The sequence below is a fragment of the Halovenus anhuiensis genome (genome assembly GCF_037080055.1).
Taxonomy (GTDB): Archaea; Halobacteriota; Halobacteria; order Halobacteriales; family Haloarculaceae; genus Halovenus.
On the sequence record NZ_JBAOJI010000009.1, the window covers coordinates 18160 to 44414 of the forward strand.

Annotated in this window: 27 protein-coding genes; 13 read left to right on the top strand and 14 right to left on the bottom strand. The window is 61.8% G+C overall.

The genetic code is table 11. The annotated features are described in order from the left end of the window. The first annotated feature begins 108 nt into the window (after positions 1-108). The 5 genes from V8P86_RS16690 (at position 109) to V8P86_RS16710 (ending at position 1947) form a co-directional block, all read left to right on the top strand. Positions 109-444, top strand: a complete 336-nt coding sequence (locus V8P86_RS16690; protein ID WP_336328424.1) for a helix-turn-helix domain-containing protein — start codon at positions 109-111, stop codon at positions 442-444. A gap of 10 nt (positions 445-454) precedes the next feature. Continuing rightward, positions 455-595 (top strand): hypothetical protein, encoded by a 141-nt coding sequence (locus tag V8P86_RS16695; RefSeq protein ID WP_336328425.1) that lies wholly within the window; start codon positions 455-457, stop codon positions 593-595. Positions 596-722: 127 nt separating this feature from the next. Continuing rightward, the gene (locus V8P86_RS16700) at positions 723-1271 is read left to right on the top strand and encodes a DoxX family protein (RefSeq protein WP_336328426.1); all 549 of its coding nucleotides are present in this window, start codon (positions 723-725) and stop codon (positions 1269-1271) included. Positions 1272-1280: 9 nt separating this feature from the next. Further along, complete coding sequence (locus V8P86_RS16705) at positions 1281-1571, top strand: hypothetical protein (protein WP_336328427.1); 291 nt, start codon at positions 1281-1283, stop codon at positions 1569-1571. Positions 1572-1590: 19 nt separating this feature from the next. Then, a complete protein-coding gene (locus V8P86_RS16710) occupies positions 1591-1947 on the top strand; it encodes a helix-turn-helix domain-containing protein (RefSeq protein WP_336328428.1) in 357 nt (118 codons plus the stop codon). A gap of 14 nt (positions 1948-1961) precedes the next feature. Here V8P86_RS16710 and V8P86_RS16715 read toward each other — a convergent pair whose 3' ends face one another. The 3 genes from V8P86_RS16715 to V8P86_RS16725 all read right to left on the bottom strand — a co-directional run bounded on the left by V8P86_RS16715 (position 1962) and on the right by V8P86_RS16725 (position 4374). Next, positions 1962-2612, bottom strand: coding sequence for a helix-turn-helix domain-containing protein (locus tag V8P86_RS16715; RefSeq protein ID WP_336328429.1), 651 nt, complete (start codon positions 2610-2612; stop codon positions 1962-1964). A 67-nt stretch (positions 2613-2679) separates the two neighbouring features. Continuing rightward, on the bottom strand, positions 2680-3342 hold the full coding sequence (locus V8P86_RS16720; protein WP_336328430.1) for a helix-turn-helix domain-containing protein: 663 nt from the start codon (positions 3340-3342) through the stop codon (positions 2680-2682). 96 nt (positions 3343-3438) lie between these two features. Continuing rightward, positions 3439-4374 carry a sulfide-dependent adenosine diphosphate thiazole synthase gene (locus V8P86_RS16725; RefSeq protein WP_336328431.1) on the bottom strand — a complete coding sequence of 312 codons (936 nt, stop codon included), beginning with the start codon at positions 4372-4374 and terminating at the stop codon, positions 3439-3441. 109 nt (positions 4375-4483) lie between these two features. On the opposite strand from V8P86_RS16725, the gene V8P86_RS16730 reads away from it, so the two are divergent. After that, positions 4484-5407: a thiamine-phosphate synthase family protein gene (locus V8P86_RS16730; protein ID WP_336328432.1), complete on the top strand. Its 924-nt coding sequence runs from the start codon at positions 4484-4486 to the stop codon at positions 5405-5407. Here the strand turns inward: V8P86_RS16730 and V8P86_RS16735 are convergent. The 3 genes from V8P86_RS16735 to V8P86_RS16745 all read right to left on the bottom strand — a co-directional run bounded on the left by V8P86_RS16735 (position 5404) and on the right by V8P86_RS16745 (position 7756). Next, positions 5404-6045, bottom strand: a complete 642-nt coding sequence (locus tag V8P86_RS16735; RefSeq protein ID WP_336328433.1) for a chemotaxis protein CheC — start codon at positions 6043-6045, stop codon at positions 5404-5406. The genes V8P86_RS16730 and V8P86_RS16735 overlap by 4 nt on opposite strands. Before the next feature lie 76 nt (positions 6046-6121). After that, positions 6122-6874 (bottom strand): 4-phosphopantoate--beta-alanine ligase, encoded by a 753-nt coding sequence (locus tag V8P86_RS16740; protein ID WP_336328434.1) that lies wholly within the window; start codon positions 6872-6874, stop codon positions 6122-6124. A 39-nt stretch (positions 6875-6913) separates the two neighbouring features. Further along, positions 6914-7756: a pantoate kinase gene (locus tag V8P86_RS16745; RefSeq protein WP_336328435.1), complete on the bottom strand. Its 843-nt coding sequence runs from the start codon at positions 7754-7756 to the stop codon at positions 6914-6916. A gap of 125 nt (positions 7757-7881) precedes the next feature. Here V8P86_RS16745 and V8P86_RS16750 point away from each other — a divergent pair, with 125 nt between their 5' ends. Continuing rightward, positions 7882-8184, top strand: a complete 303-nt coding sequence (locus V8P86_RS16750) for a UPF0175 family protein (protein ID WP_336328436.1) — start codon at positions 7882-7884, stop codon at positions 8182-8184. A gap of 1 nt (position 8185) precedes the next feature. Next, positions 8186-8695 carry a PIN domain-containing protein gene (locus V8P86_RS16755; protein ID WP_336328437.1) on the top strand — a complete coding sequence of 170 codons (510 nt, stop codon included), beginning with the start codon at positions 8186-8188 and terminating at the stop codon, positions 8693-8695. On the opposite strand, the gene menE is transcribed toward V8P86_RS16755, so the two are convergent. The 6 genes from menE to V8P86_RS16785 form a co-directional block, all read right to left on the bottom strand. Further along, positions 8692-10206, bottom strand: coding sequence for an o-succinylbenzoate--CoA ligase (gene menE, locus V8P86_RS16760; protein ID WP_336328438.1), 1515 nt, complete (start codon positions 10204-10206; stop codon positions 8692-8694). The two genes, V8P86_RS16755 and menE, sit on opposite strands and share 4 nt — an antisense overlap. Position 10207: 1 nt before the next feature. Next, positions 10208-11242: an o-succinylbenzoate synthase gene (gene menC, locus V8P86_RS16765; RefSeq protein ID WP_336328439.1), complete on the bottom strand. Its 1035-nt coding sequence runs from the start codon at positions 11240-11242 to the stop codon at positions 10208-10210. 1 nt (position 11243) lies between these two features. After that, positions 11244-12197: a 1,4-dihydroxy-2-naphthoate polyprenyltransferase gene (locus tag V8P86_RS16770; protein WP_336328440.1), complete on the bottom strand. Its 954-nt coding sequence runs from the start codon at positions 12195-12197 to the stop codon at positions 11244-11246. A 65-nt stretch (positions 12198-12262) separates the two neighbouring features. Continuing rightward, on the bottom strand, positions 12263-13195 hold the full coding sequence (locus tag V8P86_RS16775; RefSeq protein ID WP_336328441.1) for a segregation/condensation protein A: 933 nt from the start codon (positions 13193-13195) through the stop codon (positions 12263-12265). An 81-nt stretch (positions 13196-13276) separates the two neighbouring features. Further along, positions 13277-16849 (bottom strand): chromosome segregation protein SMC, encoded by a 3573-nt coding sequence (gene smc, locus V8P86_RS16780; protein WP_336328442.1) that lies wholly within the window; start codon positions 16847-16849, stop codon positions 13277-13279. A gap of 21 nt (positions 16850-16870) precedes the next feature. Further along, the gene (locus V8P86_RS16785; protein WP_336328443.1) at positions 16871-17212 is read right to left on the bottom strand and encodes a DUF7518 family protein; all 342 of its coding nucleotides are present in this window, start codon (positions 17210-17212) and stop codon (positions 16871-16873) included. A 202-nt stretch (positions 17213-17414) separates the two neighbouring features. Here V8P86_RS16785 and V8P86_RS16790 point away from each other — a divergent pair, with 202 nt between their 5' ends. From V8P86_RS16790 to V8P86_RS16805, 4 genes are all read left to right on the top strand, one after another. Continuing rightward, entirely contained in the window at positions 17415-18470 is a 1056-nt protein-coding gene (locus tag V8P86_RS16790; RefSeq protein ID WP_336328444.1) for a PstS family phosphate ABC transporter substrate-binding protein, read from the top strand. 143 nt (positions 18471-18613) lie between these two features. Further along, complete coding sequence (gatB, locus tag V8P86_RS16795; RefSeq protein WP_336328445.1) at positions 18614-20095, top strand: Asp-tRNA(Asn)/Glu-tRNA(Gln) amidotransferase subunit GatB; 1482 nt, start codon at positions 18614-18616, stop codon at positions 20093-20095. A 4-nt stretch (positions 20096-20099) separates the two neighbouring features. After that, positions 20100-20273: a hypothetical protein gene (locus V8P86_RS16800; protein ID WP_336328446.1), complete on the top strand. Its 174-nt coding sequence runs from the start codon at positions 20100-20102 to the stop codon at positions 20271-20273. A 38-nt stretch (positions 20274-20311) separates the two neighbouring features. Beyond that, positions 20312-21079 carry a class I SAM-dependent methyltransferase gene (locus V8P86_RS16805; RefSeq protein ID WP_336328447.1) on the top strand — a complete coding sequence of 256 codons (768 nt, stop codon included), beginning with the start codon at positions 20312-20314 and terminating at the stop codon, positions 21077-21079. Between the two features lie 9 nt (positions 21080-21088). Here V8P86_RS16805 and V8P86_RS16810 read toward each other — a convergent pair whose 3' ends face one another. Beyond that, positions 21089-21703 (bottom strand): class I SAM-dependent methyltransferase, encoded by a 615-nt coding sequence (locus tag V8P86_RS16810; protein WP_336328448.1) that lies wholly within the window; start codon positions 21701-21703, stop codon positions 21089-21091. 41 nt (positions 21704-21744) lie between these two features. Further along, complete coding sequence (locus tag V8P86_RS16815; protein ID WP_336328449.1) at positions 21745-23403, bottom strand: methyl-accepting chemotaxis protein; 1659 nt, start codon at positions 23401-23403, stop codon at positions 21745-21747. 292 nt (positions 23404-23695) lie between these two features. Here V8P86_RS16815 and V8P86_RS16820 point away from each other — a divergent pair, with 292 nt between their 5' ends. Next, positions 23696-26224 carry a DNA topoisomerase I gene (locus V8P86_RS16820; RefSeq protein ID WP_336328450.1) on the top strand — a complete coding sequence of 843 codons (2529 nt, stop codon included), beginning with the start codon at positions 23696-23698 and terminating at the stop codon, positions 26222-26224. The last annotated feature ends 31 nt before the right edge of the window (positions 26225-26255 follow it).

Below are 26255 nucleotides of genomic sequence, written 5' to 3' on the forward strand. Positions count from 1 at the left end.
ATTTTATTCACTTCTCTACTAGGCACGTAGGAGAATTATAATTTCTAAAACACTAGTAGAAAAGTTCCACTTCATATTGCAGCTACTAACATATCCTCTGATAGCGTGATGCCCCCAACCAAAACCGAAACCTTCGTTCGAACGATCACCGACGACGAGTGTTGCCGAATTCTCTCGGCGATCGAATCGGAGCCAAAGGCGGTCAAGGAACTGTCCGACGAGTGTGAGATTCCGTTGTCGACGACCTATCGAAAGATCAATCGGTTACAGGAAGCCGGACTGGTCAAAGAGAAAATCAGGCTGAGCAGTTCCGGCAACCACACGAGTGTCTACGAACAGGAGTTCGACGGTGCGATGATCACCCTCTCGAACGACGGAGAGTTCGAGGTCGAACTCGTCGACGAGACGCGTCAGTCGAATCGGCACAAAATCACGGCTGATTGAAACCAGTTCAATGGGAAAATTCCGCCTGCGCTGTGAAACGTGCGCGTTCGAGCGTGAGATCGACTCCCTGGAGGATGCATTCGAGATCGAAGTCGATCACAAATCCCAGCACGGCAGCGCACACAAAGTAACGATCAAGCGCCTCGAGTGAACTAACAGCCACAGTTTGTGTGGCTCAGTACGGACGGGAATCTGCGAGAGTTGCTATATAAAGGCTTCATAATACAGGACAATCAGTACCAGATACCCTGTTCTATCTCCACATGTGAGGTGATACGATGGCAACCACAGAGACGAACGACCGCGTACAGACCCGCCTGCTCGGACGGGAGACGACGTTCGCCGTCGAGGGGACGTGGCTGGCGTACTGGCTGGTGATGCTCCGGCTGGTCGGTGGCTGGTGGATGTTGCACGCCGGGCTGGACAAACTGATGAACTGGCCGTTCGATGCTGGCTGGTTCGTCGGTGGCGCAGCCCAGGGAACGAGCCTCGGCCCGATCGTGACACTGTTCAGCGACGGTGCTGCGCTGACCTTCGTCAACTTCGCCATTCCGATCGGACAGACGATGATCGGGCTGGGGCTCATCCTCGGCGCTCTCACCAAGACGGCCGCCTTCTTCGGGGCCGTGTTGATGATATTCTTCTACTTCATCAACGGAGAGACCGGGGCCTGGTCCCACGGCGTCGTCACCGGCGAGTTGCTCGGATTGCTGATCTTCGGCATGATCGCAACCCTCGGTGCCGGGCGGGTACTCGGACTCGACGGCTACCTGGCGGACACGGAGTTCGTCGAAAACCATCCGCGACTGCAGTACCTCCTCGGCTGAGGTGATCCCATGACAGAACACACACTACCAACGAAAATCGCACAGTACGTCGGTGGCGGACTCGTCGTCTTCGGCGTCGTGGTTGTCGGCCTCATCGAGATGATTGCCGGGACGACCCATCCGGTCACCGGCGAGGGCCAGATCGTCCACGAGGCGCTGGTCCCGATTGAAATCCGGTCGTACATCATCATCGCCGGCCTGCTGATCTGGGGGGCATACGCCGTCTATCGGGTCGCTGCCGTCCCCCCGATGGAATCGTCGGAACAACCACACAGCGTCGACAGAGGCCAGCCTGAGTAAAACAGGCTGGTTTTTGAAGATGACACAGGCGAAACCCAAGAACTCGTTGACAGTCGTCCTCGATATTCCGGATCGCAATACGCTGATCGACCTGCTATCGACGATCGAGGACCCGGAGTGTCCGGTCCTCACCCGGGATATCAGGCAGACGACGGAATCGGCAGACGGACAGGTTCGGATCGATCTGAACGAACTGACCGCGAAACAACAGCAAGCGCTCGAACTGGCCGTCGAAGCCGGCTACTACGAGCGCCCCCGAGATGTCGATCTCGGTGAACTGGGCGAGCAACTCGGTATCTCGAAATCGGCCGTTTCACAGCGACTCCGGGCTGCAGAGCGGAAACTAATCGAAAATGCGGTCCACCAGGATGACTGAGGACGGCCGAGCTGTCAGGTCTTGTCGGGTCGGCCGAGAAAGGACCTGACGAGTTTTGTTTCGGCCGTGTTGAGTCGCTGGGAGACAGCCGACTTGGTGATTCCGAGCGCGTCGGCACAGTCGCCGAGATCCGCATCCCGCGGGCTATCGTAATACCCCAACTCCAGCGCCGTTTCGAGCGCTTCGCGCTGTTTCGACGTGATCGAACTCACGTCCATTTCGGTCGTTCTGTTGCGCTGTTCGTCCTCGACCAGCCACTCGACGGCGACGGTCGCTCCCACCTCGCGCAGGCCACCGACGAGTTCTCGAATCGTCTCCCGAGACGGCACTGACGCCACAACCGTCACGGTGCCCTCAGAAACGTCTCGAAATTCCGTGAGACAATCGTGATCCTCGAAGACCGGACAGATACAGTTCTCCTCGACATCGGCCGTCCGGTACGACTGCGGCTGGTCGTCGTAGTTCAACACGGTATGGCACTTCTGATCGTCCTCATCTGCAGGATCGAAGCTCAACGACTGCGTAATATCCTCGGCCTCGCCCCCGTACTCGACTGCGGCGCAGTTCGCCGACGGATGCGGACGGACCGCAAGCTGGGCGCGCACGAGCGGTTGCTGACAATCGATCCGCCCCCCATTCCCCGGGAGTCTTTCTGAATGAGCCATTACACAGTTACGAGTACTAGAGCCGGAGCTTTAGGTCCACAGCGAGTTCTCAATCGGTTGAAAATCATCAGCCCATCTCGGTGAGGAAGGCTTTCACGAGCCTCGTTTCGGCAGCGTTGAGTCGCTGGGACACGGCAGATTCGGAGAGGTTCAGATCCGCCGCGAGTTCGGAGAGTGTTATCCCGTCTCCGTCGGTGTAATAGCCCGCCTCGATGGCGGCTTCGAGGGTCTCTCGCTGGGTCGGCGTGATCGCTTCCGCATCGATTTCGACAGTTTCGCCGTCGCCGTCGACGCTGGTCAGCCAACTGATCGAGACGGAACTGCCAATCTCGCGGAGATCACCGATCAACTGGAAGAGGACCTCCCGTCGAGGAGCCGTCACGGTGACGACCAGCGACTCGGATTGGACTGCCTCCAACTCTGTCAGACAGTCGTGGCGTTTGAGCACCGGACAGATACACGCGGCGTCTGGCCGGGTGCGGATGTAGCCGCCCGAGGAACCGGCCAGTTCGACGTGGCACTCGCCGCAGGTGGCTGGATCACAGTCACCCGCTGTGTCCCCCTGACACGACGGAGGGACCTTCAGTTCGTGTGCGACGACATCGGCCTCGCTATCGAGAGCAGCACACTCGACGGTAGAATCGGGCTGGACGACGAGTTTCGCACGAAAGAGTCGTGTCTCTGGCCCGCCCCCCGCCACCCGTTCGTCATACTGTTTACACTGCCCCATAATCGTTGATTATCCGCCAAAAGGGTTAAGTAGCCGTCTCGTTCTTCCCCCGTAGGAACGGTTCTTACTGGACTGAGAATGAGCGGCCGTGTGGCTTCAGTCGTCGGCCGGTTCGGCGCGCGTCGTCACGTCGACATCCGGCGCGTCGACATCGAGTTCGTCGAGTGCGGCCTGTGCGGCACGTTTTCCGGAGACGAGCATGGCACCGAAGGTCGGACCCATCCGCGGAAGCCCGTAGGTCGTCGCCGTCGCCATTCCGGTGACGATTAGCCCATCGTGAGCGAGGCCAGTGTGCTCGACGACGGCGTCTTCGCTCTCACCGACCCACATCGAGTCGTGGCCGGGCGAGTCGTGGCCGGGCGCTCCGTACTGGTCGGAATCGGTGTTGTCCATGCCGGTGTTGTGTTCGTCAGCGTGGCCGATACCGGGCGCGTCGAGCACGCCGCGTTCGTGGAGTTTCGTGACCGCGACGGCGTCGTGGCCCGTCGCGTCGATGACCAGATCACCCTCGACGGCGATCGGGTCGACGCAGGTTATTTCGCGTGGGAGCGCGTGGACCGGCGTCCAGTTCATCACGATGCCGCCGACGCGGTGGTCCTCGCGGATCACGATGTCGGTGAACTCCGTCATGTTCTGAATCTTCGCGCCGGCGTCACACGCAGCCTTGATGAGACCGGAACAGGCCTCCGGCCCGTTGGCGACGTACAGTCCCTCGCTGTCCTGGGATTGTTTGTACGAAACGTCGAGTTCTTCGAGGACCTGTTCGGCCGGCTCTCGGACGGTGACCTTGTTCATCAGGAATCCACCGAGCCAGAAGCCACCACCGAGGTAGTTGTTCTTCTCGACGACCATCACCTTCACACCGCGCTCTGCGAGTTCCTTCGCGGCCATCAGGCCCGACGGCCCCCCGCCGACGATGATGACGTCCGAATCCGAGAAATCCATGAACTCCTCTGTCCACTCCTGTCCAATCGCACGTGTCACGTCTGCCTCGCCGACATCGCTAAACTGTTCGTAGCTGTCTTGACTCATACCACCGGGTGTTAGTACCCCGTGGTGTTATCACTTTCGCTATCATTGGGCTGTATAATCGGCTGGTACAGTCCGGGAATTTATGCCACTATCTGCCGAACCAGGGGGTATGTCGTTGCATCTCCCGAGCGAGATCATCGTGGAGCGCTTTTTGCCGACGGTCCGGGCCATGCTTGCGGCGGAACTGGACGAGCAGGGGTTGACACAGCAGGAAATCGCCGACGAACTGGGCGTCAGTCAGGCAGCAGTTAGCCAGTACGTTCGGGGAGATGTCACCGTCGAGCAACGCTTCGCCGACGACCAGCGCCTCCAGTCGACGGTCAAGACGATTGCCACGGGGCTTGCAACGGGGTCGATGGACAGTTACGAAGCGCTCGGGGAGTTGCTGGCAGTCATCAGGGAGTTCGAGGACCGCGGTCCGATCTGTGCCGTCCACGAGGAGGAGATGCCCGCGCTGGCCGGACTGGGCTGTGATCTCTGCGTGCGCGGGACCGACGATACAGTCGAACAAGAGCGGTCAGCGCTGGCGGCGGTCCGGCGGAGTGCTCGACGGCTCGCGAATACGCCGGGAATTGCGGCGGTCATCCCCAACGTCGGCACGAACGTTGGGACGGCAATCCCCGAGGCCAGCGACGAGACGGACGTGGCGGCGGTCCCGGGGCGACTACAGACGGTCGGCTCGCGTGTGCTCGTCCCGGCAGATCCCGAGTTCGGAGCCTCGAAGCAGGTCGCGTCGACGATTCTCGCGGCGATGTCCGTCGAGTCCGATCTCCGCGGAGCGATCAACGTCGCGACCAATGATCCGTTGCTCGATGCCGCACGAGAGGCGGGCTACGAGCCGATGGACTTCGACGCGTCCTACGAGAATCGACAGCAGCGACTCCGGGAGTCCTTCGCAGACCGCGGTTCGGTCCCGCGGGTCATCTATCACGAGGGTGCGTTCGGGATCGAACCGATCACGTACGTTTTCGGCGAGACGGCGACAGAAGCGACGGCGCGGCTGCTGGATCTCCGCGAGCGAATCGAGGGTTAGTCCATGAAGCTCTCGTCGGCCACGACATCTTCTTGCACGTTGGTATCGACATCGATCGCCTGCACGAGTTCGACGAGATCGCGGACCTGCGGAAAGGTGTAGACGGTAAGGTCGACGTCGGCTTCGGCAGTGGTGATCTGTGAGTCGAGCACGAAGACGATCTCCTCGTCGGGCCAGCCGCCCATTTGTTCGATGATCTTGTGGCTCGGCCCGTAGCTGAAGGTCGGCGTACCCATGTTGATCGTTGTATCGAGGACGTTCGCCCAGCCGTCGATGTAGCCGGAGGTCATGATGTTGCCGATCTCCTGGATCGCCGACCGCTCCATGTCGCTGAACCCGCTTTCCGCAGTCGAATCGCCGGGGATCATCGACTGGGCCAGTTGTTTGCTATCTGCGGGATCGAGCAAGAAGAGCACGTATCCGTACGGCGGTTCGGTCAGTTCCACGTAGATACCGACCGCTTTCTCCTCCCCCAGGTGGGTTTTGACATCGTCCATGTGGAGAACGTTGATTTTCGCGACCTCAATCTCGGCGTCCATCCCCGACATCTGGCTCAGACTGTCGGCGACCTGCCGGGACCCCTCCTTGGAGACCTTGTTGAAGATCTCCAGTTTCCGCACGTCGACCTTTAGACTCATACCACCTATATGTGGATCACCCAGTGTAAATTCTCCGCTTACCAGCCGGACAAAAAAATCTCGCCGGGCCGCTCACTCACTTGTCGAGATCGCCGTCTCTGATCGCCTGCTCGGCAGCAGCGAGTGCCTCCTCAGCATCGAATCCGTCAATAATCGCCTCCAGCTCTGCAGCGCTGTGATCTCGAAGATCACGAGCGTGCTCGGTCATGTTCGGCACCGCGCGGATGATGTTGTCGATGATCGGCACGGCCGCCGACTGCGCCGACCGCGAGAGCGGATTGAGGTCGATAACGATCTCGGTTTTCCCCATCTCGGCCAGCGCTTCGGCGCGGTCGCCGTCTTCCAGTGGGACGAGCACGACATCAGCGTCGCCGATCCCGTCGGCGTCGACTTTCGCCCGCTCGTGGTCCAACCCCGGAATCCGACCGTCGGCTTCGAGCCCCTTGACAGCAGTTGCGCCGTGATCGCGGAGGTGGTCGGCGATCCGGTCCATTCGCTCCGCCGTTCGGTTGAAGAGATTGACCTCGATGTCCGCGCCGGTCGCTTCGGCGAGGTCGACGATTTCGCCCGGCACCAGTGCCGCGACGTTGCCGTTGACCGAGAGCACGGCGTGCTCTGCCGCGAGCAACTGCGCCGCCGCGACGCGTTCCGCGTCGTCTGCGCTGGGAATCGTCTCCTCGCCGAGCAGATAATCGAACGCCTCGCCACGGCCCTGTGCGATCAGTCCCTGCTGGCTCGTGATCCCCTTCTCGACGCCCTCCTCGATCCGGTGTCGGGTCAAAAGCGACTCGTATCGCGGGTGGCTCTCCGGGATTTCGATCTCGCTCATACGCTCAGTTCCGGGCTCTGCCTCGAAAACGCATCGATTTCACAGTTCCGGCGCGGGTTCGAGCGTCGCGCCGCCGGGGTGAATCGCCGTCACGCCGGGGTCGTAGCCCGCATCGGAGAGACCGTGATCGAGCGCGAACACCGTCTGGCCGAGCATCGCCATCGCCGCGGTGCCGTCTGCGTCGATCACGTCATCGATCACGTCACGAACAGACTCGGTCAGAAGCTCCGACTCACGCGAGAACCGTCGCGAGGCCTCCATAAAGGTCTCCATCGTTGGCTCGCCGACGACCGTCGACAGCGCCTGTTTGCCAGCCTCGGTCAGCGCCTCCGTCTCACCACTCAACACATCCGCAGTTTCGAGTTCGCCAATCACGTGGTACTCGATCCGGCCGCGCGCGGAGATTTCGTCGAGTTTGTTGTCCTGGGGCCCGCCGGGTTCGAGTCTGATCGGAACGCCGCCGCGCGCCTGTGCGACCACGTCTCCGAGTCCCGTCCCGGCCTGTACCTCCGCGCCGTGGGCGACAGTGACGAGTTCGTTCACGGAAAGTCGGCGGTCGAAAGCCTCGTTGACCGCAAGTGTCGCGCCCAGCGCCATCCCGCCGGAAACGCCAAAGCCCGAGCCGAGCGGGAGGTCAGTGACCCCTCTGATCTCGGCGGGCGCTTCGAGCGCACGGAGCACGCGCTCGACTGCCTCCATCTCGATGGGGTCGCCGTTGAGAACCACCTGCGGATCCTCGGCCGGCCGGGCCGTGACCGTCACCCCCTCTGTAAGCGCGATTCCGCCGCCGCGAGAACCCGCTTTCGTCGGGTCCGGATCTGGATTGCTCGTGAAAAAGCCGGTAATATGCCCCGGCACGAAGGCCTGTGCCACGTTCGTCATGGGGAGTCTTCGGCAGGCCAGTGGCTTAACGGTGATTGTCTCAGGCGTCGGATTGAGAGAGCTGTCGAGTAGTTGTCTCCTACCCCGACAGTTTATGTGTGTTTGCGTTGCAGTGCAGTGTATACATGCCAACGGTAAGCGTTCGGATTCCAGAAGAGGAGAAGGCAGAACTCGACGAAGTCGCCGAACTGCTCGAACAGGACCGGAGTACGACGATGCGTCAGGCGATGCGTGAGGGCGTCGAAACCCTCCGGACTCGCCACGCCGTCGAACGGTACCAGAGCGGCGACGTGTCGATCAACGAGGCCGCTGGGCTGGCGGGTGTCTCGATCGCCGAGTGGCTCGAACTGGCGCAGAATCGAGGGTTGACAACCCAACTCGACGAGACCGATCTGAGTTTCGACGCCGAGCGAGCGGGTGAGCTGTGAGATGGCGATTTACGTCGACGCGACGCCGCTGTACGACCTCGGACAGATCGGCGAGCTAGAACTGCTGGCCGTGTTCGACGGCGAACTCGTGATTCCGCAGGCAGTGATCGACGAAATTACCGTCGAGCCGGCAGCGACGAATCTCGCGAGATTTCTGGACGAAACCGAGATCGAAACGGAGCCAGACGTTGGGGCGTATCTCGACGACGCCGAGCAGTTGCTAACGGAGTCGACGGAGACGAGCGACGTGCTGCTGGTTGCGTGTCTGCTCGCCGCGCGAGACCGCGACGAGTCCGCTGCGCTCGTCTCCGACGATAGACGACTGCGCGCCGTCGCCGACGGACTCGGCGCAACCGTTACGGGAACCTTCGGTGTAACCACCCGCGCCGCTGTCGACAGCAAGTACTTCCCCGCGACGCAGGCCAAGCGGGTCATTCGCCGGACGGACCACCACGGCGTCCAGATGACCGGCCAACTCCGCGAACGGGCCATCGGCGAAGTCGACAGCTAGACGGAACCGGTCAAAATCTCTCGGACTCGCTCCCGCTCGACCGTTCCCGACTGGGTCCGCGGCAGCGAGTCGACGACGGCCATCTGTCTGGGAATCTTGTAGCCTGCAAGCTGCTCGCGGCAGTGCGTCTCGACGCTGTCTTTCAGCGCCGCCGCATCCATATCTCCCGTTTCGGGGACAAGCACGGCCGCGATCCGTTCGCCCCACTCCTCGTCTTCGATTCCCACGACGGCAACATCCGCGATTTCGGGAAGTTCCCGGATCACGTCTGCGACAGTTGCGGGTGCGACCAGTTCACCGCCGGTGATGATCGTATCGTCCATCCGGCCGAGAATCCAGAGGCGGCCGTCCTCGTCGCGCCTGCCGAGATCGCCTGTGTGCAAGCCCAACTCGGAAAACGCTTTGTCGGTGCGGTCGGCGTCGAGATAGCCCGGCGTGACCGTCAGGCCGTCGACGACGACTTCGCCGCGTTCGTCCGGACCAACTTGGTTCCCGTCTTGATCGACGAGCGAGACGCGAGTGCCGTACAGTGGCTGGCCGACAGTACCCGGATGTTCGCGGTGCTCGGACGGACGGGCTGTCGCCACCTGTGAAGCCGTCTCCGTCAGTCCGTAGGTCGGACAGACCGGAATTTCCGCGTCGGCGGCACGCTCCAAGAGCGACTCGGGGGCGGGTGCACCGCCGAGCAGGACAGTCCGCAGCGCAGGAACAGAGAGACCGACATCGAGCAGCCGCGACAGTTGCGTCGGGACCAGCGAGACGCCAGTAATTCCCGCGGAGTCGATAATCTCGGCGGTCTCCTCGGGGTCGAACTCCGATTGAACGACCAGTTCCGTCCCGTACAGCGCCGAGCGGAAGACAGGGGCGAGCCCACCCATGTGGTACATCGGCAGACAGCAGAGCCACCGATCCGACGGCGTGACGCCGAGCCGAACCGCTGAGGCGATTGCGCTCGCAGTCAGGTTCCCGACCGTCAACTGGACGCCCTTGGGTTCGCCGGTCGTCCCCGATGTGAACAGAATCAGTGCCGTCTCGTCGGGACTGAGAGCATCCGGTTCGACTGCCGTCTCCGATGCAGGGAGCCGTCGGGTGAGTGCAGTCGACGGGTCGTCGACGGTGAAATACTCGGTAGTTCGACTGTCTTCCCGCAGATCGTCCGTTTCGGCGAGTAGCTGCTCAGTTTGGCTGGCGCAGAGAACGACCTCCGGATCCAGCCGGTCGAGTCGGGCAGCGAGTTCGGTCGGTGACAGCCGGGTGTTGAGCGGGACGAGTTGGGATCCCGAACGCAGCGCAGCATGGGCTGCACACACGAAGGAAAAACCCGTCGGGAGGGCAACTGCGATCCGCGGATTGCCCTCGTCACTCTGGACTGCGCCAAGTGAACCGGCCATCTCCTCGACAGCGCGGTCGAGTTCGCGGTAGCTCCACTCCTCGCCAGTTTCGGTGAGGGAGAGGGCAGGTCTGTCGGGAGTCGACGCCGCACGCGTCCGGAGGAGATCCCCGCCGAACATCTCAGATTGGGGGGTTTTCGATCCCGAGTCCCGGCTCCTGCGGGACGGTAATCCGGCCGTTTCTCACCGGAGCGGGATCACGGGCGAGGTCAGTCGCGAGTCGTTCACCTGTCGCCAATCCGCAGGCGCGAACGTCCGGAATCGATGCGGCGACGTGGACCGCTCCGGCCCGGGCGACGACGGCATCGATTGTCGTCGAGATGATCGGGTCGATATCCGCCTCACGGCAGTCCCGGGCGGCTTCGACGGCCCGATCAGGACCGCCCAGCACCATCGGTTTGAGCACGATCACGTCCGCCGCGTTGGCCGAGATGATGTCCGAGACGCTGTGTGTGGCGAGCGACTCGTCGAGTGCGATATCGACGCCGCTGCCGCGGAGGCTCGCGTGCGAACTCAACTCCGCAGTGGGTAAGGGCTGTTCGACGTACGCCACGCCGAGAGCTGCCAGCGCCTCGATTGCCTCGGAGGCCTGATCGAAGGTCCACGCACCGTTGGCATCGACGCGCAGTTCGACATCGTCACCGACGGCGTTTCGAACAGCGCGAATCCGTTCGATATCGTCCTCGATGCCGTTGGTTCCGACCTTGATCTTGACCGCAGGATAGCCGTCGTCGACCGCCGCGCGCGCTCTGTTTGCCAGCGCCGTCGGTTCGTCCGCACCGAGGGTGGCGTTGACCGGCACCGACTCGACCGTTCGGTCCGCAGACTTGCCGAGTGAACGGTAGAGTGGCTGGTCCTGGATTTTCGCCCGTCCCTCTGCGAGTGCGAGCGAGAGGCTGTGTCTGGCCGCAGGCGCTTCGAGTTTGCCCAGTGCGATCCCCCAATCGAGTTCGTCGGCGACACGCCGGGCCCGCGCCAGTCCGTCCCGGCATTCCTCGTACGATTCCGTCCAGCCGACCAGCGGCGTCGCCTCGCCGAGGCCATTCAGCCCGTCGGTCTCGATTCGCACGAGAAAGCCGTCTCTCGCGTCGATCGTCCCCCGGGCCGTCTCCAGCGGCGAATCCAGCCGAACGCTGAACTGCTGAATCTCTAGCATCTCAGATCACCACCGGTGCGACCAGTCCCACCCCGAACAGCAGGGCGAACACGGCGAGCAGTTGGCCGGTCTGTTCGAGCGCCGGATTCAACGCGTCGCCGTCTCGCTCGGTCAGGACGACGCTGGCGACCGACGCCGCCAGCGGGAGCGAAAGCAGTGGGAGCAAGACTGCCGGGTGGTACGAAAGCCACACCCAGAGGACGACCGGGACCGTGTAGGCCGTCGCGAGTAGGCCGCAGAACTCGACGCGTGAGAGCCGGTAACCGAGTAATACAGCGAGCGTTCGCTTGCCGGCCTCGGCGTCCGTCTCCCGGTCGCGGATGTTGTTGACGACTAGGATGCACGTCGAGAGCGCGCCGGCCGCGATACCGGCGAGGACGGATGCGGCGGTGACGGTCCCCGCGGGAATCGTCGTCACGAACGGGTCGACGCCCAACGTCGTGATTGCCTGCACGTAGTACGTCCCCGTGACGGCGACGAGTCCGAAGTAGACGAAAACGAACAGGTCGCCGAGGCCGTAGTAGCCGTAGGGGTACGGGCCGCCGGTGTACAGCAGGCCGGCGACGATGCTCGACAGACCGACGACGAGAATCGGAACGCCGCCGATGTAGACGAGATAGAAGCCGACGACGACGGCGAGGAGGTAGGTTCCGATCATCGCCCGTTTGACCTCCGGCGGGTCGATCAGTCCGCCGGCAGTCACGCGAGTGAAGCCCTCGCGGTCGTCAGTATCGGCGCCGTTGACGGCATCGTAGTAGTCGTTGGCGAAGTTGGTCCCGATCTGGATGAGAAGCGCGCCGACCAGTGCCGCGACTGCCGGCAGCGGCGCGAACACGCCATCGGCGCCAGCCAGCGCCACACCGATGACGACCGGGGCCCCACCCGCCGGCAGCGTCTGTGGCCGGGCCGCCATCAGCCAGGCCTGCCGCCGGGTTACGTCCGCAGTCGCTGTCATTGGCTAGTGATACGCACGGGAGACTCAAAGCAACTATGGTTGGGAACTGATCGGATCTGCGCCGATCAGTCCGCGGCCACTTCGCCCGACCCGGTCACCGCGTTCGGGTCCTGCACCCAGAGATCGCCGAAGAGGTCGTCCTGTTGGAGGCGCACCTGGCCGCGGTGGGACAGAAAGAGCAGCCCCAGGTAGGTGGTGACCCGCGACCCGCCAGCGGATTCGACCTCACGGAAGAGTACCTCGGTCCGGCCCTGATCGTACTGCTCGCGGACCGCACCGTGGACGTTGTCGATGATCTCGTCGATATCCTCGCCGTGGGTCTTGCCCGTGACTTCCTCCTCGGTGGGTTCGTCGTCCATCCGGAACTGATCGCCCGAGCGATAGTCCAGTTCCTGCGTGCCCTGCTGGTGCTGTTGTGGCGAGTCACTGGTGTCGTACTCGCGGGAGTCTTTCCACCAGCGATCCCGTTCGGCCTCGCGGAGGTCCCTGACGAGTTCGTCCAGTGTCTGTGGCGTCCCGCGGGCGCGCTTGCGTTCGAGTCGGCGGTCGATTTCGTCTTCCAAGGTGGCGAAGGGATCGGGGTCCTCGAAGCCGTCTTCTGGAGCCATCGCCTGCTCCCACGGCTCCTGTTCGGGTTCGTCGTCGTCATCTTCGAGCATGGCGTCGCTTTTCATCCGCAGGAGCACGCTCGCGTAAAAGAGCGCCCGCCCCGAGGTGCGGAGATCAGCCTCGTCGAGTCGGTCGAGGAACTTGTCGGTCACCTCGACGATATCGATGTCCCACGGATCGATTTCATCGTCTTTCGCTAACTGGACGAGGACTTCGACCGGTTCTATTTCCTCGTCTTCCCCGTCCGCTTCGGAGTCGGAATTTTGCTCGACTGACTCGTCGGGTCCGGTGCCATTCTCCATCGCTCCCGGATGGTCGTCTGTACTCTTGTCGGGACGTTCACGGTCGTCGTGTCCGGTAATATCGAGCGGAATCTCCTCGTCTGTCATCGACGTTCACCTCGCATGGGGGACTGCTCCGGGGTCGTTGCCGGGCATTCTGACTCCCCCGCAATGTGTCTTCTGGCGGCGTCAGTCATCGGCGGTCACCTCCGGATCGCCGGAGAGGTCGATTCCCGTCACTGCGGAGATGTTGTCGTCCTGCATCGTCACGCCGATAGCCCGCTCGGAGCGATCCAGCATCGCCGAGCGATGGGAGACGACGACGAATTGCGCCTCGCCGGCGAGTTCGTCGACCATCTCGCCGACCAGTTCGGCGTTGGCGGCGTCGAGGAACGCATCGACCTCGTCCAGCGCGTAGAACGGCGCTGGGTTGTGTCGCTGGATGGCGAAAATAAAGGCCAGCGCGGTCAGTGACTTCTCGCCGCCGCTCATCGCGTTGAGCCGCTGGATCGGCTTGTCGCCGGGCTGGGCTTTCATCGTCAGACCACCGTCGAATGGGTCCTCCTCGTTTTCGAGGTGGAGGCGACCCGTGCCGTCGGAGAGGCGCTCGAAGATGTCCTGGAACTGCTCGTCGATTGCCTCGAAGGAATCCATGAACGTCTCCTTCTTTCGATTCTCGTAGGTCTGGATCCGGTCGCGAATCCCCTCGGCCTCCTCGACCAGCGTCTCGCGTTTGTCCTGCAACTCGTCCAGTTCCTCGCTGACGCGGTCGTACTCCTCGATGGCGAGCATGTTCACGGGTTCGAGCGCCTCCATCTCGCCCTCTAGCCTCTTGATCTCGGCCTCGACCGTCTCGTGGTCGGGAATCTCCTCGGGATCGTACTCGCCGACTTTCGCTTCGAGTTCGTCGATTTCCCACGTGAGTCGTTCCTCCTCGTCGCGTAGTTCGGCGAGGTCGTCCTCTACGGAATCGACCGCTTTCTGTGCCTCGTCGCGCTCCTGTTTCGCCTCGCTCAACTGCTCGCGCAACTCTTCGCGCTCGCCTTTCAGTTCGGCGAGTTCCTCTTCGAGTTCCGCAACTTCTTCCTCTTTCTCGTCGAGTTCTGCTTCCTTCTCCTCGATAGCTTCCTCGAACTCCTCGATCTGATCTTCGGCCGTCTCCTTGCGCTGCTGGGCGGCCTCGATGTCGTCGTGCAGATCCTCGATAGCGTCCTCGGCGTACTCCTTTTCGAGGGTGAGTTCGTTCAGTTCGGCGTCGAGTTCGTCCTGTCGTCGCTGGAGATCGTCAATATCCTCACGGATCGACTCGGCCTCCGCGGTGAGTTCGGGGAGTTTCGAGTCCTCGACTTCCGCTTCGAGGTCGTCGATCATCTCCTCGATCTCCGCAATAGACTCGTTTTGCTCTCCGATTTCGGTTTCGAGTTCATCCATCCGGTCGGAAACGTCCTCTCGTTCGATCTCGATGTCGGCCAGTTCCGTCTCCATCCGGTCGATCCTGGCCTCGGTCTCCTCGATCTCGCTCTCGCGTTTTTCGATCTCTGAGGCGATCTCTCGAACCTGCTCGTTGGCCTCGCCCTCGCGGTCGCGAGCATCTTCGAGTCGACTTTCGACATCGCGGATCTCCTCGCGAGTCTCCTGACGCTGGTCTTCCAGATCGTTGATCTTCGCCGCGACGCGTTCCAGTTTTCCATCGCTTCCCTCGAAGGAATATCGAGATCCGCTCTTCGAGCCACCGGTCATCGCGCCGGATTTCTCCACCAGATCGCCGTCGAGGGTGACGATTCGGTAGTTGCCCATCAGTTCGCGGGCCGTCTCGATGTCCTCGACGACGAGCGTGTCGCCAAGCACGTACGAAAAGACTCCGGCGTACTCCGGATCGAAGTCGACGAGGTTGTACGCGAAGTCGATCACGCCCTCGTGATCCGGTGGCGAGGACAGCGAGCGGTTCTGCATGTCGGTGATCGGCAGGAAGGTCGCTCGGCCGGCGTTTCGGGATTTGAGGTACTCGATACAGCGCTGGCCGACCTGATCATCGTCGACGACGACGTTCGCGAGGCGGCCACCGGCGGCCGTCTCACACGCCGTTGCATATCGCCCCGACACACTGCCGAGTTGTGCGACTGGCCCGTGGACGCCCTCGATGCCGCCGTTGATGATCGTCGTCACCGCGCGACCGTAGGAGCTATCGCCGGACTGGTCGGCCTTGGCTTCGAGTTCGGCGTACTCCTGCTGGGCCGCGTTGAGGTCGTCCTCGATGTCGTCGAGTTGCTCCTGCAGTTCCCGCTTTTCGGCGCGGAGGTCATCGACGACTTCGGCGATAGTCTCCTGGTTCTGTTCGGCCTTGTCGAGTTCGACTTCGAGGTCTTCGATCTCGGCCTCGATCTCGGGAATCGTCGCCTCGGCCTCCTCGATTTCGGCTTCGAGTTCCTCTTGTTCTTTCGAGCGTCGACGCGCCTCGTCGAGCAGGCGGTCCTGCTCGCGCTGGAGGTCGTTCTTCTCCGATTTTGCCTCTTCCAGTTGCTCCTTTTTCGTCTGGAGGCGATCTTTGACCTCCTCGAACTCCTCGCCGATCTCGTCGATTTCGGCCTCGACGGATTCGAGTGTTGTCTCTTTGTCCTGAATATCGGCTGCAATCGAGGATTTCGACACCTTGAGTTCCCGAATGTCGCTTTCGAGGTCGTCGATGGTCTCCTGTTTGCGGTCGATCTTGACGAAAGCCTGTCGGCGCTCGTTTTCGGCGTCCTCGACGCGCTCCTCGGCGCTGTCGATCTTGTCCTGCAGGCGGGAGATGTCGCCTTTGATCTCTTCGATTTCGCGTTTGATCTCCAGTTGTTCGTCTTCTCCCTTGCGCTCGATTTCCGCGTTGAGATCATCGAGTTCCTCGTCGAGACGCATCACCTCGCCTTGCCGTTCGTCGAGGGTCGACTGGCGGTCGGCCAGTGTCTCTTCGCGGTCGTCGATCTTACCCTCGACGCTGGCTCGCTGCTCGCGTTTGTCTTCGAGTTCGGCGGCGCGGCGATAGCCTTCGTATGTTTCTTTCTCCTCGCGGAGATTTTGGTACTGCAGCGCCGTGTCGCGCTCGTCTTCGAGTTGGTCGAGGCGGTCGGTTTTCTCGTCGATTCGCAACTGCGCTTCCTCGATGCGTTCCTCGACGACCTCCAGTTCCTCGAAAGCATCTTCTTTCTTTGCGTCGAACTCGGCGACGCCCGCGATTTCGTCGATGATCTTCCGGCGCGCGCCGGGCGTCATGTTGATGATCTCGGTCACGTCGCCCTGCATGACGACGTTGTACCCCTCGGGCGTGATGCCCGCCTGCGCGAGCAGGTCCTGAATGTCCGAGAGGTTGACCGAGCGGCCGTTGATGTAGTAGTAGGAGTAGTAGTTCTCCTCAGTTTCTTTGACCCGGCGTTTGACGCTCACTTCGTCGATATCGCCGACATCGTCCGTGCCGGCGGCGTTCACGATCTGTGAGCGTTCGAGGGTGCGGTCTGTGTTGTCGAGGATGACCTCGACGCTCGCCTCCCGTTCGCCCTCGAAGGAGCCGCCCTCCTGGTGACCGGGGTTGTAGATCAGGTCTGTGAGTTTCTCCGCGCGGATGCCCGACGTGCGGGCGAGTCCGAGCGCGAAGAGAATGGAGTCGATGACGTTGGATTTCCCCGAGCCGTTGGGGCCGGTGACCGTCGTGAAGTCCTGGTAAAACGGGATTCGGGTCTTCCGGCCGAAACTCTTGAAATTGTCAAGGACGAGCTCTTTGATGTGCATAGGCTGGGGCGGAGCGAATCCTCAGGCGACGATGATATCGCTGTCGGATTCGTCCGTGTTGTTCTCGCTGTTGTCCCCCTCGGTTTTAGTTGCTTCGGCCTCCGTTTCCGCTGGAGATTCCTCGCCCGCGAGTAGGTCGCCGGTGTCGCCGTTGATCGTTTCCGTCCCGACCGACGGTTCTGATGTCTCGACATCGGCCGTCTCGTCGGCGTCGGTACCGCCGAACCCGAGATCCTCGTCGACGGCATTTTCCAGTTCCCGAATGCGAACTTTGCACTCGACGAGTTCGTCGGTCAGTCCTTCAACCGAGGCTTCCAGTTCCTGCACGCGCGATTCGAGCTCTTCGACTCTGTTGCCGCACATATCTCCAGAGTTCCACTCCGTTCACATAAGCGTACGTCAGACATTGGTATGTCAAACGATAGGATTGTGAGTGGTTGGCGAAGCTTTGTGTACGGCTCCGCTGTACTCGGCACCGACTGGATCGGGAAGGTCGTATTATTTGCCAAAAATAAATATGAATTTATATATGTAGCTACTTGTTTTATTGCACTAAGAGTAACAGATGTTCGATCCCTCGATTGGTCTATCACGCCGATCGTTCGTAACCACAGCGGGCAGCGTAACTGCGCTGTCGTTGGCAGGCTGTGTAGAAGACGACAATGCAGATAGTGAAAACAGTACCCCGGAAAACGATGGTAACGAGACCGACACCGATGGTGGAAACGATGACGAGGATGACAGCGAGAGTGATGAGCAAAAGGACTCTGGGGAGATCCAGATTGCGGGATCGAGCACTGTGTTCCCGCTGATGAGCGCTATCTCCGAGAAATACCGGCAGGAAAACTCCGGCGTGCAGCCAAGCGTCAATCGGACCGGCACCGGTGGTGGCTTCTCCAATTTCTTCTGTGTCGGTAACGTCGACTTCAACAACGCGAGCCGCGCGATCCAGCCCGAAGAGGAGGATCTCTGTTCGGAAAACGACATCGAGTATATCGAACTCACGCTCGCGACCGATGCGTTGACGATCGTCGTCGGCGAGGATAGCTTCGTCGACTGTCTGACGGTGGACGAACTCGCACAGATCTGGAAAGCTGACGGGGCCAGCACCTGGGACGAGGTCCGTGACGAGTTCCCCAACGAGGAAATCCAGCGGTACGGTGCGGCCGAGACCTCCGGAACCTACGACTACCTGATCGAGAACATCCAAGACGAAGAAGAGGGCCACACCGACGAGTACACGGCCACCGAACGGGACAACAAGATCGCACAGGCCGTTAAGAGCAACGAGTACGCCATCGGCTACTTCGGGTTCGCATACTACTACCAGAATCCAGATGGACTGAAGGCAGTCGGCATCGACAACGGCGACGGCTGTGTGAAACCGTCGCTGGAGAGCGCACAGAGAGGCGAGTACCAGCCCCTTTCGCGGTCGCTATACACCTATCTATCGCTCGACTCGCTGGCTGAAGACTACATCGCGGAGTTCGCCCGGTACGTCATCGAACAGACAACCAACGAAGAACTCGTCGCCGGAACCATCGGCTACGTCCCGCTGAGTGACTCCCAGCAGGAAGAACAGATGCAGAAACTCGAAGCAGCGATCGAGGAGTCCGACTGAGGAGCTCCTGTTCACGCGACCGTAGATAAGTCGGTCGGACGGTGCCGGCTGAAAGATATCGACAAAAAAGTTGCACGGCGACGACTCCGCACCGAGCTACCAGTCCCAGAAGCCTTTAGCCACCGGACGCCGAATCGCGGATAATGGCGCAAGTACAGGAACAGAGCGATCTTGCGGTGGTGATCGGGCTGGAGGTCCACGTCCAGCTCGAAACCGACACGAAGATTTTCTGCGGCTGTTCGACCGAGCCGACCGACGAGCCGAACACCCGGACCTGTCCGGTCTGTCTCGGCTTGCCCGGCGCGCTCCCCGTTCTCAACGAGGGTGCTGTCGAAGCGGCCGTCAAAGTCGGCAAGGCCATCGACGCGGAGATTCCCGAGACGACCGAGTTTCACCGGAAGAACTACTACTACCCGGATCTGCCGAAGAACTTCCAGATCACCCAGTACGACTCCCCCATCTGCCAGGAGGGCGAACTCGACTGCACTGTCGAAGGCGAGCGCCGAACCATCGGCATCGAGCGCGCTCACCTCGAAGAGGACCCGGGCAGTCTCGCCCATCAAGGCGGTTCGATCGACACGGCGGAGTACACCCTCGTCGACTACAACCGCGCTGGCACGCCGCTGATGGAAATCGTCACCAAGCCTGACTTCCGCGGGGCCGAGGAAGTCCGGGCCTTCCTCGCCAAGTTGGAGGAAGTACTCGAATATCTCGGCGTCTTCGACGCGGAGCGTGACGGCAGCCTCCGGATCGACGCGAACCTCTCGGTCGTCGACAGCGAGGAGGTCGACGACGGCGGCAACATAGACGACGACGTGCTCGAAGCGGCCAACCGCACCGAGGTCAAGAACATCTCCAGTCACAAGGGTGCGGAGAAGGCCCTGGCCTACGAGGCACAGCGACAGAAAAACGCCGTCAAGCGCGGTCGCGAGGTCGAGCAGGAGACCCGCCACTGGGACGAGTCCCGCGGGATTACCGTCTCCATGCGCTCGAAAGAGGAAGAGAAGGATTACCGCTACTTCAGCGAAGCGGACATCCCGCCACTGCAGGTCTCAGATTGGAAGGAGAAAATCGAGATTCCCGAACTCCCCGACGCCCGACGCGAGCGGTTCCAGTCGGAGTACGATCTGAGCGAGGAGGCCGCGGACAAACTCACCAGCACCAAGCAGGTCGCGGACTTCTACGAGAACATCGCAGAGGCGTTCGACCCCGACCTGGCCGCGACGTGGGTCGCCGACGAACTACTCGGTGAACTGAACTACCGCGACATGGCGATCACCGACATCGAGGACCGCTTCGACGAAGTCGAACGACTGATCGAACTCGTCGACGAGGAGGAGATCACTACCAAGAACGCCCGCGAGACGGTCCTGCGATCGATGCTCGACGACGGGGAGGATCCCGATACCGTCGTCGAAGCGGAGGGTCTCGGCAAGACCAGCGGCGACGAGGTGCAGGCGGCCGTCGAGGAGGCCATCGAGGAAAACCCCGACGCAGTCGAGGATTACCACAGCGGCGAGGGTGGCGCGATCAACTTCCTCGTCGGGCAGGTCATGCAGAAGACCGGCGGAAGTGCGGATCCGGGCGATGTGAACGGACGACTGCGGGAAGCACTGGAGGAATAGCACCGTGAGCGACCGACGGGAGCGAACGGCATTTTTCGCCCACGTTTTTCAAGGAGCCTTCCCGCAGCGGCCTCTGGCCGCGAGGAAAGGCGATGCTGAAAAAGGTGGCAGCGAGACCGGCGGAAGTGCGGATCCGGGCGATGTGAACGGACGACTGCGGGAAGCACTGGAGGAATAGCACCGTGAGCGACCGACGGGAGGAACTCAATAACTGAGATGGCAGATCAGGATTGGGCGGCCGACGACTACGACGACGGCCACGATTTCGTCTACGAGTACGGCGGCGATGTCGTCGAGTTACTCGATCCACAGCCCGGCGAACGCGTGCTGGATCTCGGCTGTGGCACGGGTCACCTGACCGCCGAAATCGCAGACTACGGGGCGGAAGTCGTCGGAATCGATGCCGCGGCGGAGATGACCGAACAGGCTCGATCGAACTACCCGGATCTGGAGTATCGTAACGCCGACGCCCGTGAGTTCACCACAGACGAGGAGTTCGACGCTGTCTTCTCGAACGCGGCACTGCACTGGATTCCCGACGAGGACCACGATACTGTCCTCGAACGGGTGCACAACGCACTCACCCCGGCTGGTCGGTTCGTCGCCGAGATGGGCGGCAACGGAAACGTCGAACAGATCGCGACGGCCGCAATCGAAGAGGTGCAAGCCCGCGGCTACGAGTCGACGCATCCGTGGTACTTCCCCGCGCTCGGCGAGTATACCAGTCGAATAGAGTCCCACGGCTTCGAGGTGACTCGAGCCGTGCTGTTCGACCGCCCGACGGAACTCGACGACGGCCGCGACGGCCTCGCGAACTGGCTCGATATGTTCGGCGACAGCATCTTCGCCGCGCTGGATACTGACGAGCAGGCGGACGTGATCGAAGCCGTCGAGGATCGACTCCGAGCATCGCTGTTCGATCCCGAGACAGAGACGTGGGCCGCCGATTACCGGCGGCTTCGGTTCGTCGCACAGTGTGACTGACCCAGTGGATCAGTTCGAGGGATCGTGGCGGCGCGGATACGACTGGCGCTGCCCCGACGAGCTTCTGGCGAGAATCCGGGCGCTGGCCCGGCGTTTGTCCTCCGGTCGCTCTTCGGTCGTCGCGTCGTAGTGGAGCACGGTCAGATCCAGACAGCCGTTCAGCAGTTCGTTCGCGCCGAAGCGGTAGCGGTCGCTACTCGGACCGGACGGTGTCGACTCAGTCGAGCGCAGGTGGTGTTCGACGAAGAGATAGCCACCCTCCGTGAGTGCTTCCTTGATGTCGGGAAAGCGGTCGACTGCTCGGTAGAAACTGATCGTGATGAGGTCGTACCGGTCGGTCGGAAACTCGTAGGTCGGAATATCGGCCTGGATCGGCTGGATCCGATCTTCGACACCGCGATCCGCGGCGTTCTCTCGGGTGATACGAAGTCCAGCACGCGACTGGTCGATGGCGTCGACGGTGTACCCCTCGTCCGCGAGAAAGACGGCATTTCGGCCCGTTCCCGTCGCGAGGTCGAGCGCACGACCGTCAGGGATGTCCGGGAGATACGCACGGAGCACCGGAGATGGGTCGGGGTTAGTCGGGTACTCGCCGTTCTCGAAGCGTTCGTCCCACGTGGTCATACTGGGAGTACGTCACAGCGCGGAATAAAAGGGGTCCCGGGTTAGGACGGTTGTGCGGGTGAGGTGGCCGTCGTCGATCCCTGCGTCTCGAACTCCGCGAGCAGTGACCGGAGCAAGTCGGCGCGTTCCGAAAGCGTGTGAACGTTCGCACTGATCTCCGAGACGGAGGCCGTCTGTTGCTGTGCGGCAGCGGAGACAGTCTCCGATTCCTCGGCAGTCGACCGGCTCAACTCCGCGACGGTGTCGACCATCGACACGACCTCGGTGGCGGTAGTGGCCTGCTGGTCGACCGCATCACTGATCTCCTGAATCCCGTCGTTGGTCTTTTCGACCTTCGTGCGAACCGTCCCGAACGCCTCGACCGCCGCCTCGACCGAATCAGTTGCATCGTCGATCCGCCCATCTGCTCGCCGAATTTCTCCGACAGTCTGGTTCGTCGTGGTCTGCACATCGTCGATGAGTGTCGCCACGTCGTCGGCGGACTGGCGAGTCTCTTCGGCCAACTGTTTGACTTCGTCGGCGACGACCGCGAACCCGTCACCGGAGCCGTCACCGCCGCCCGCGCGTGCGGCCTCGATGTTCGCGTTGAGCGCGAGCATGTTCGTCTGCTCGGCAATCTCGCCGATGAGTTCGACGATGTCATCGATTTCGTCCATCAGGTCTTCGAGCGTCCCGACGTTGTCGAGGGTCTCGGTGATCGTCTCTTCGACCGCCTCGATCTCCTCGATAGCTTCCTGTGCGGTCTGTTCGCCGTCGCCGGTTATTTCGGCGGTCTCCTGTGCTGTCTCCGCGACGGTCTCGGCCGAAGAGGCCGCCTCCTCGATCGTCGCGGAGAGTTGGGTCATCTCGCTGGAGACGGTGTCGAGTTCGTCCTGCTGTTCGCTCGCATCGGCCGCGATCTGTTGGACCGAGTCGCTGACTTCGTTGCTCGCTCGTTCGACTTCGCCAGCGCTCGTACTCGCCTGTTCGCTGGCCTCGCCGACCTCCTCGGCAAAGGATTGCAACTCACGAATCGTTTCCTCGAACTCGTTGAGCATCGTGTTGAACGAGCGGGCGATCTCAGCCATCACTTCGTTCTGGCTGTCGGGGTCCATCCGCTGGGTGAGATCCCCGTCGGCCGCTCGTTCGATCGTTTCGCTGAACGCCGCAGCCTTCTGTTCGAGATGGGTACTCAGTTGCTCGGCCTCCTCGCGCTGTTCTTGTGCGGTCTGTTCGGCCTTTTCAGCCTCTTTCCGGGCCTCTTCGGCGGCCTGTCGCTGTTGTTCGGCGCGCTGGACCGTCTCGCCGAGTGAACGCGCCGTTTCCTCGAGTGCCGTGTAGATCTCACCGATTTCGTCGGAGCGGTCGACACCGAAGGAGATGTCGTACTGCCCGTCGTCGACTTTGCGAATATTCGTGTTGATATCCCGGAGTGAGCGATACATCTCACAGTAGCCGAGAAAGCCACTGAGTGCAACGACTGTCGCGATGAACAGCGAAGCGACGAGCACGTCCGTAAACAGCAGTGTTGCGACGACTGGACCGACGACAATCGAAAGGAAAGCCAGCAGGAAGATGCGCGCACCGAAGTTCTTCCTGAGCATCCCCGGCAGATACGGCTCGATTGCCATCGGTACCACGCCGACCGTGTACAGAATCACCTCGAAGATCCCCCGCTTGGCAGCCGATTCCGTACCGTCAGTGACACTCTGTTCAGTCATAGTGATCGACCCCCTCCAGTCATCGTGAAATCACTCTACAAAAGTTGAGGCATGCAAATAATAGTTTTTACAGATTATCAAAAACGAAGCTACGCGTGTCCAGCACCCCGCGCATATGAGGCAGGACCAGGTGTCAGCGGGTGAGAGCCAGTTATCGACGAGGGGTCGACTGTCGCGAGGAGAGAAACCACAGTCGGCGGAATATCCCGGCCAGCCCCCGATCAAAACTGTGGGGTACGAAAGGTTTTAGACTGCATCCCGCCCTACTGAGCCACAGCGGGTGATTCTCGGAGTGAAGCTAATCATAACAGAGAAGGACAACGCGGCGCGGCGAATCGCGGAGATACTGAGCGACGGCTCCGCGGACGCGGAGCGACACAACGGCGTCAACGTCTACCGCTGGGGCGACAAACGCGTCGTCGGCCTCTCGGGCCACGTGGTCGGACTGGATTTCCCCGAAGAGTACGCCAACTGGCGGGACGTTCAACCGGTCGAACTGATCGACGCCGATATCGTCACGGAACCGACCCAGGAGAACATCGTCACGACGCTCGAAGCGCTCGCCAATCAGGCTGACGAGGCCGTGATCGCCACCGACTACGATCGGGAAGGAGAACTCATCGGCAAGGAAGCGTACGAACTGGTCGAGGACAGAATCGACGGCCCTATCGAACGCGTCCGCTTTTCCTCGATTACCGACAACGAGGTCAAGGAGGCCTTCGCCAACCCCGACGATCTGGATTTCGATCTGGCGGCCGCGGGCGAGGCCAGACAGATTATCGATCTCATCTGGGGGGCCGCACTCACGCGGTTTCTCTCGCTATCCGCGCGACAGCTCGGCGACGATTTCATCTCGGTAGGTCGGGTTCAGTCGCCGACGCTGAAACTGATCGTCGACCGCGAGCGCGAGATTCAGGCCTTCGATCCCGAGACCTACTGGGAGCTATTCGCCGATCTCGCGAAAAATGGGTCAGAGTTCGAGGCCCAGTACTTCTACGAGGACGACGACGGCACCGAAGCCGAGCGCGTCTGGTCGGAATCTGACGCCGACACGGTCCACGAGACGCTCCAAGATTCCGACTCCGTCGCCGTCGAATCGGTCAACCGCCGCACCCGGACCGATAATCCGCCGGAGCCGTTCAACACGACCGCCTTCATCAGCGCCGCCGGGTCGCTGGGCTACTCTGCCCAGCGAGCGATGTCTATCGCCGAAGAGCTCTATACCGACGGCTACACGACCTACCCACGGACGGACAACACCGTCTACCCCGAGGATCTGGAGCCCGACGAACTGCTCGACGACTTTACTGGGAGTCCGCACTTCGGTGAGGATGCCGAGCAGTTGCTGGCCGCCGACGAAATCGAGCCGACCCGCGGCGACGAGGAAACGACCGATCACCCACCGATTCACCCGACTGGCGAGCTACCAGCCCGTAGCGACCTCAGCGAAGACGAGTGGGAGATTTACGAACTGATCGTCCGACGCTTTTTTGCGACTGTCGCCGAGGCCGCGACGTGGGAACACCTCCGCGTCGTCGCTGGCGTTGCGGATCTGCGGCTGAAAGCCAACGGCAAACGCCTCATCGAGGAGGGGTATCACGCCGTCTATCCCTACAGCAGCACTAGCGAGAATCACGTCCCCGACGTGGAGGAAGGCGAGACGCTGGCAATCACCGACGTGCGCCTCGACGAGAAGGAGACACAGCCACCGCGGCGGTACGGCCAGTCCCGACTCATCCAGAAGATGGAGGAGATGGGCATCGGGACGAAGTCGACTCGCCACCACGCCGTCGAGAAACTGTACGACCGCGGCTATCTAGAAGACGATCCACCGCGGCCGACTGCGCTGGCGGAAGCGGTGGTCAACGCCGCCGAGGAGTTCGCCGAGATGGTCGTCAGCGAGGAGATGACCGCCGAACTGGAGTCCGACATGAGCGCCATCGCCGAGGGCGAAGCCACGCTCGACGACGTGACTGACTCCTCCCGAGAGATGCTCGAAGCCGTCTTCGAGGAACTGCACGAATCCCGCGAAGAGATCGGTGAACACCTGCAGGAATCGCTGAAGGCAGACCGCCGACTCGGTCCGTGTCCGGAGTGCGGCAGCGACCTGCTCGTCCGGCAGAGCCGACAGGGGTCGTACTTCGTCGGCTGTGACGGCTTCCCCGAGTGTCGGTTCACGCTACCGCTTCCGAGCACCGGCGAACCCCTCGTGCTGGAGGAAACCTGCGACGACCACCAGATGCACCACGTGAAGATGCTCGCCGGCCGGGATACCTTCGTCCACGGCTGCCCGCGGTGTGCGGCCGCCGAGGCCGACGAGAGCGAGGATCGAGTTATTGGGGCCTGTCCGGAGTGCGGGGAGGGCGTTGCTCCGCAGGAGCAACGAGACGGAGACGGCGAAGCCGTCGAAGCGGGTGGCGAACTGGCGATCAAACAGCTCCGATCCGGTTCGCGATTGGTCGGCTGCACGCGCTATCCCGACTGCGAGTACTCCCTGCCACTGCCGCGCCGGGGCGATATCGAGGTCACAGATGCATACTGCGAGGAGCACGACCTGCCGGAACTGCACGTTCACGACGGCGACGACCCGTGGGAACTCGGCTGTCCGGTCTGCAACTACCAAGAGTACCAGGCCCAGCAGGCTATCGACGACCTCGAAGACATCAGCGGCATCGGCGAGAAGACCGCCGAGAAACTGGCGGAGGTCGGCGTCGAAAGCCCCGACGATCTTGGAACGGTAGATCCCGACGAGGTCGCAGAGCAGGTCCAGGGCGTGACGACCGACCAACTGGAAGACTGGCGACAGCAACTCGCTGGCTGAGCCAGTTTGTGACGGCGATGAGAGGCGTATT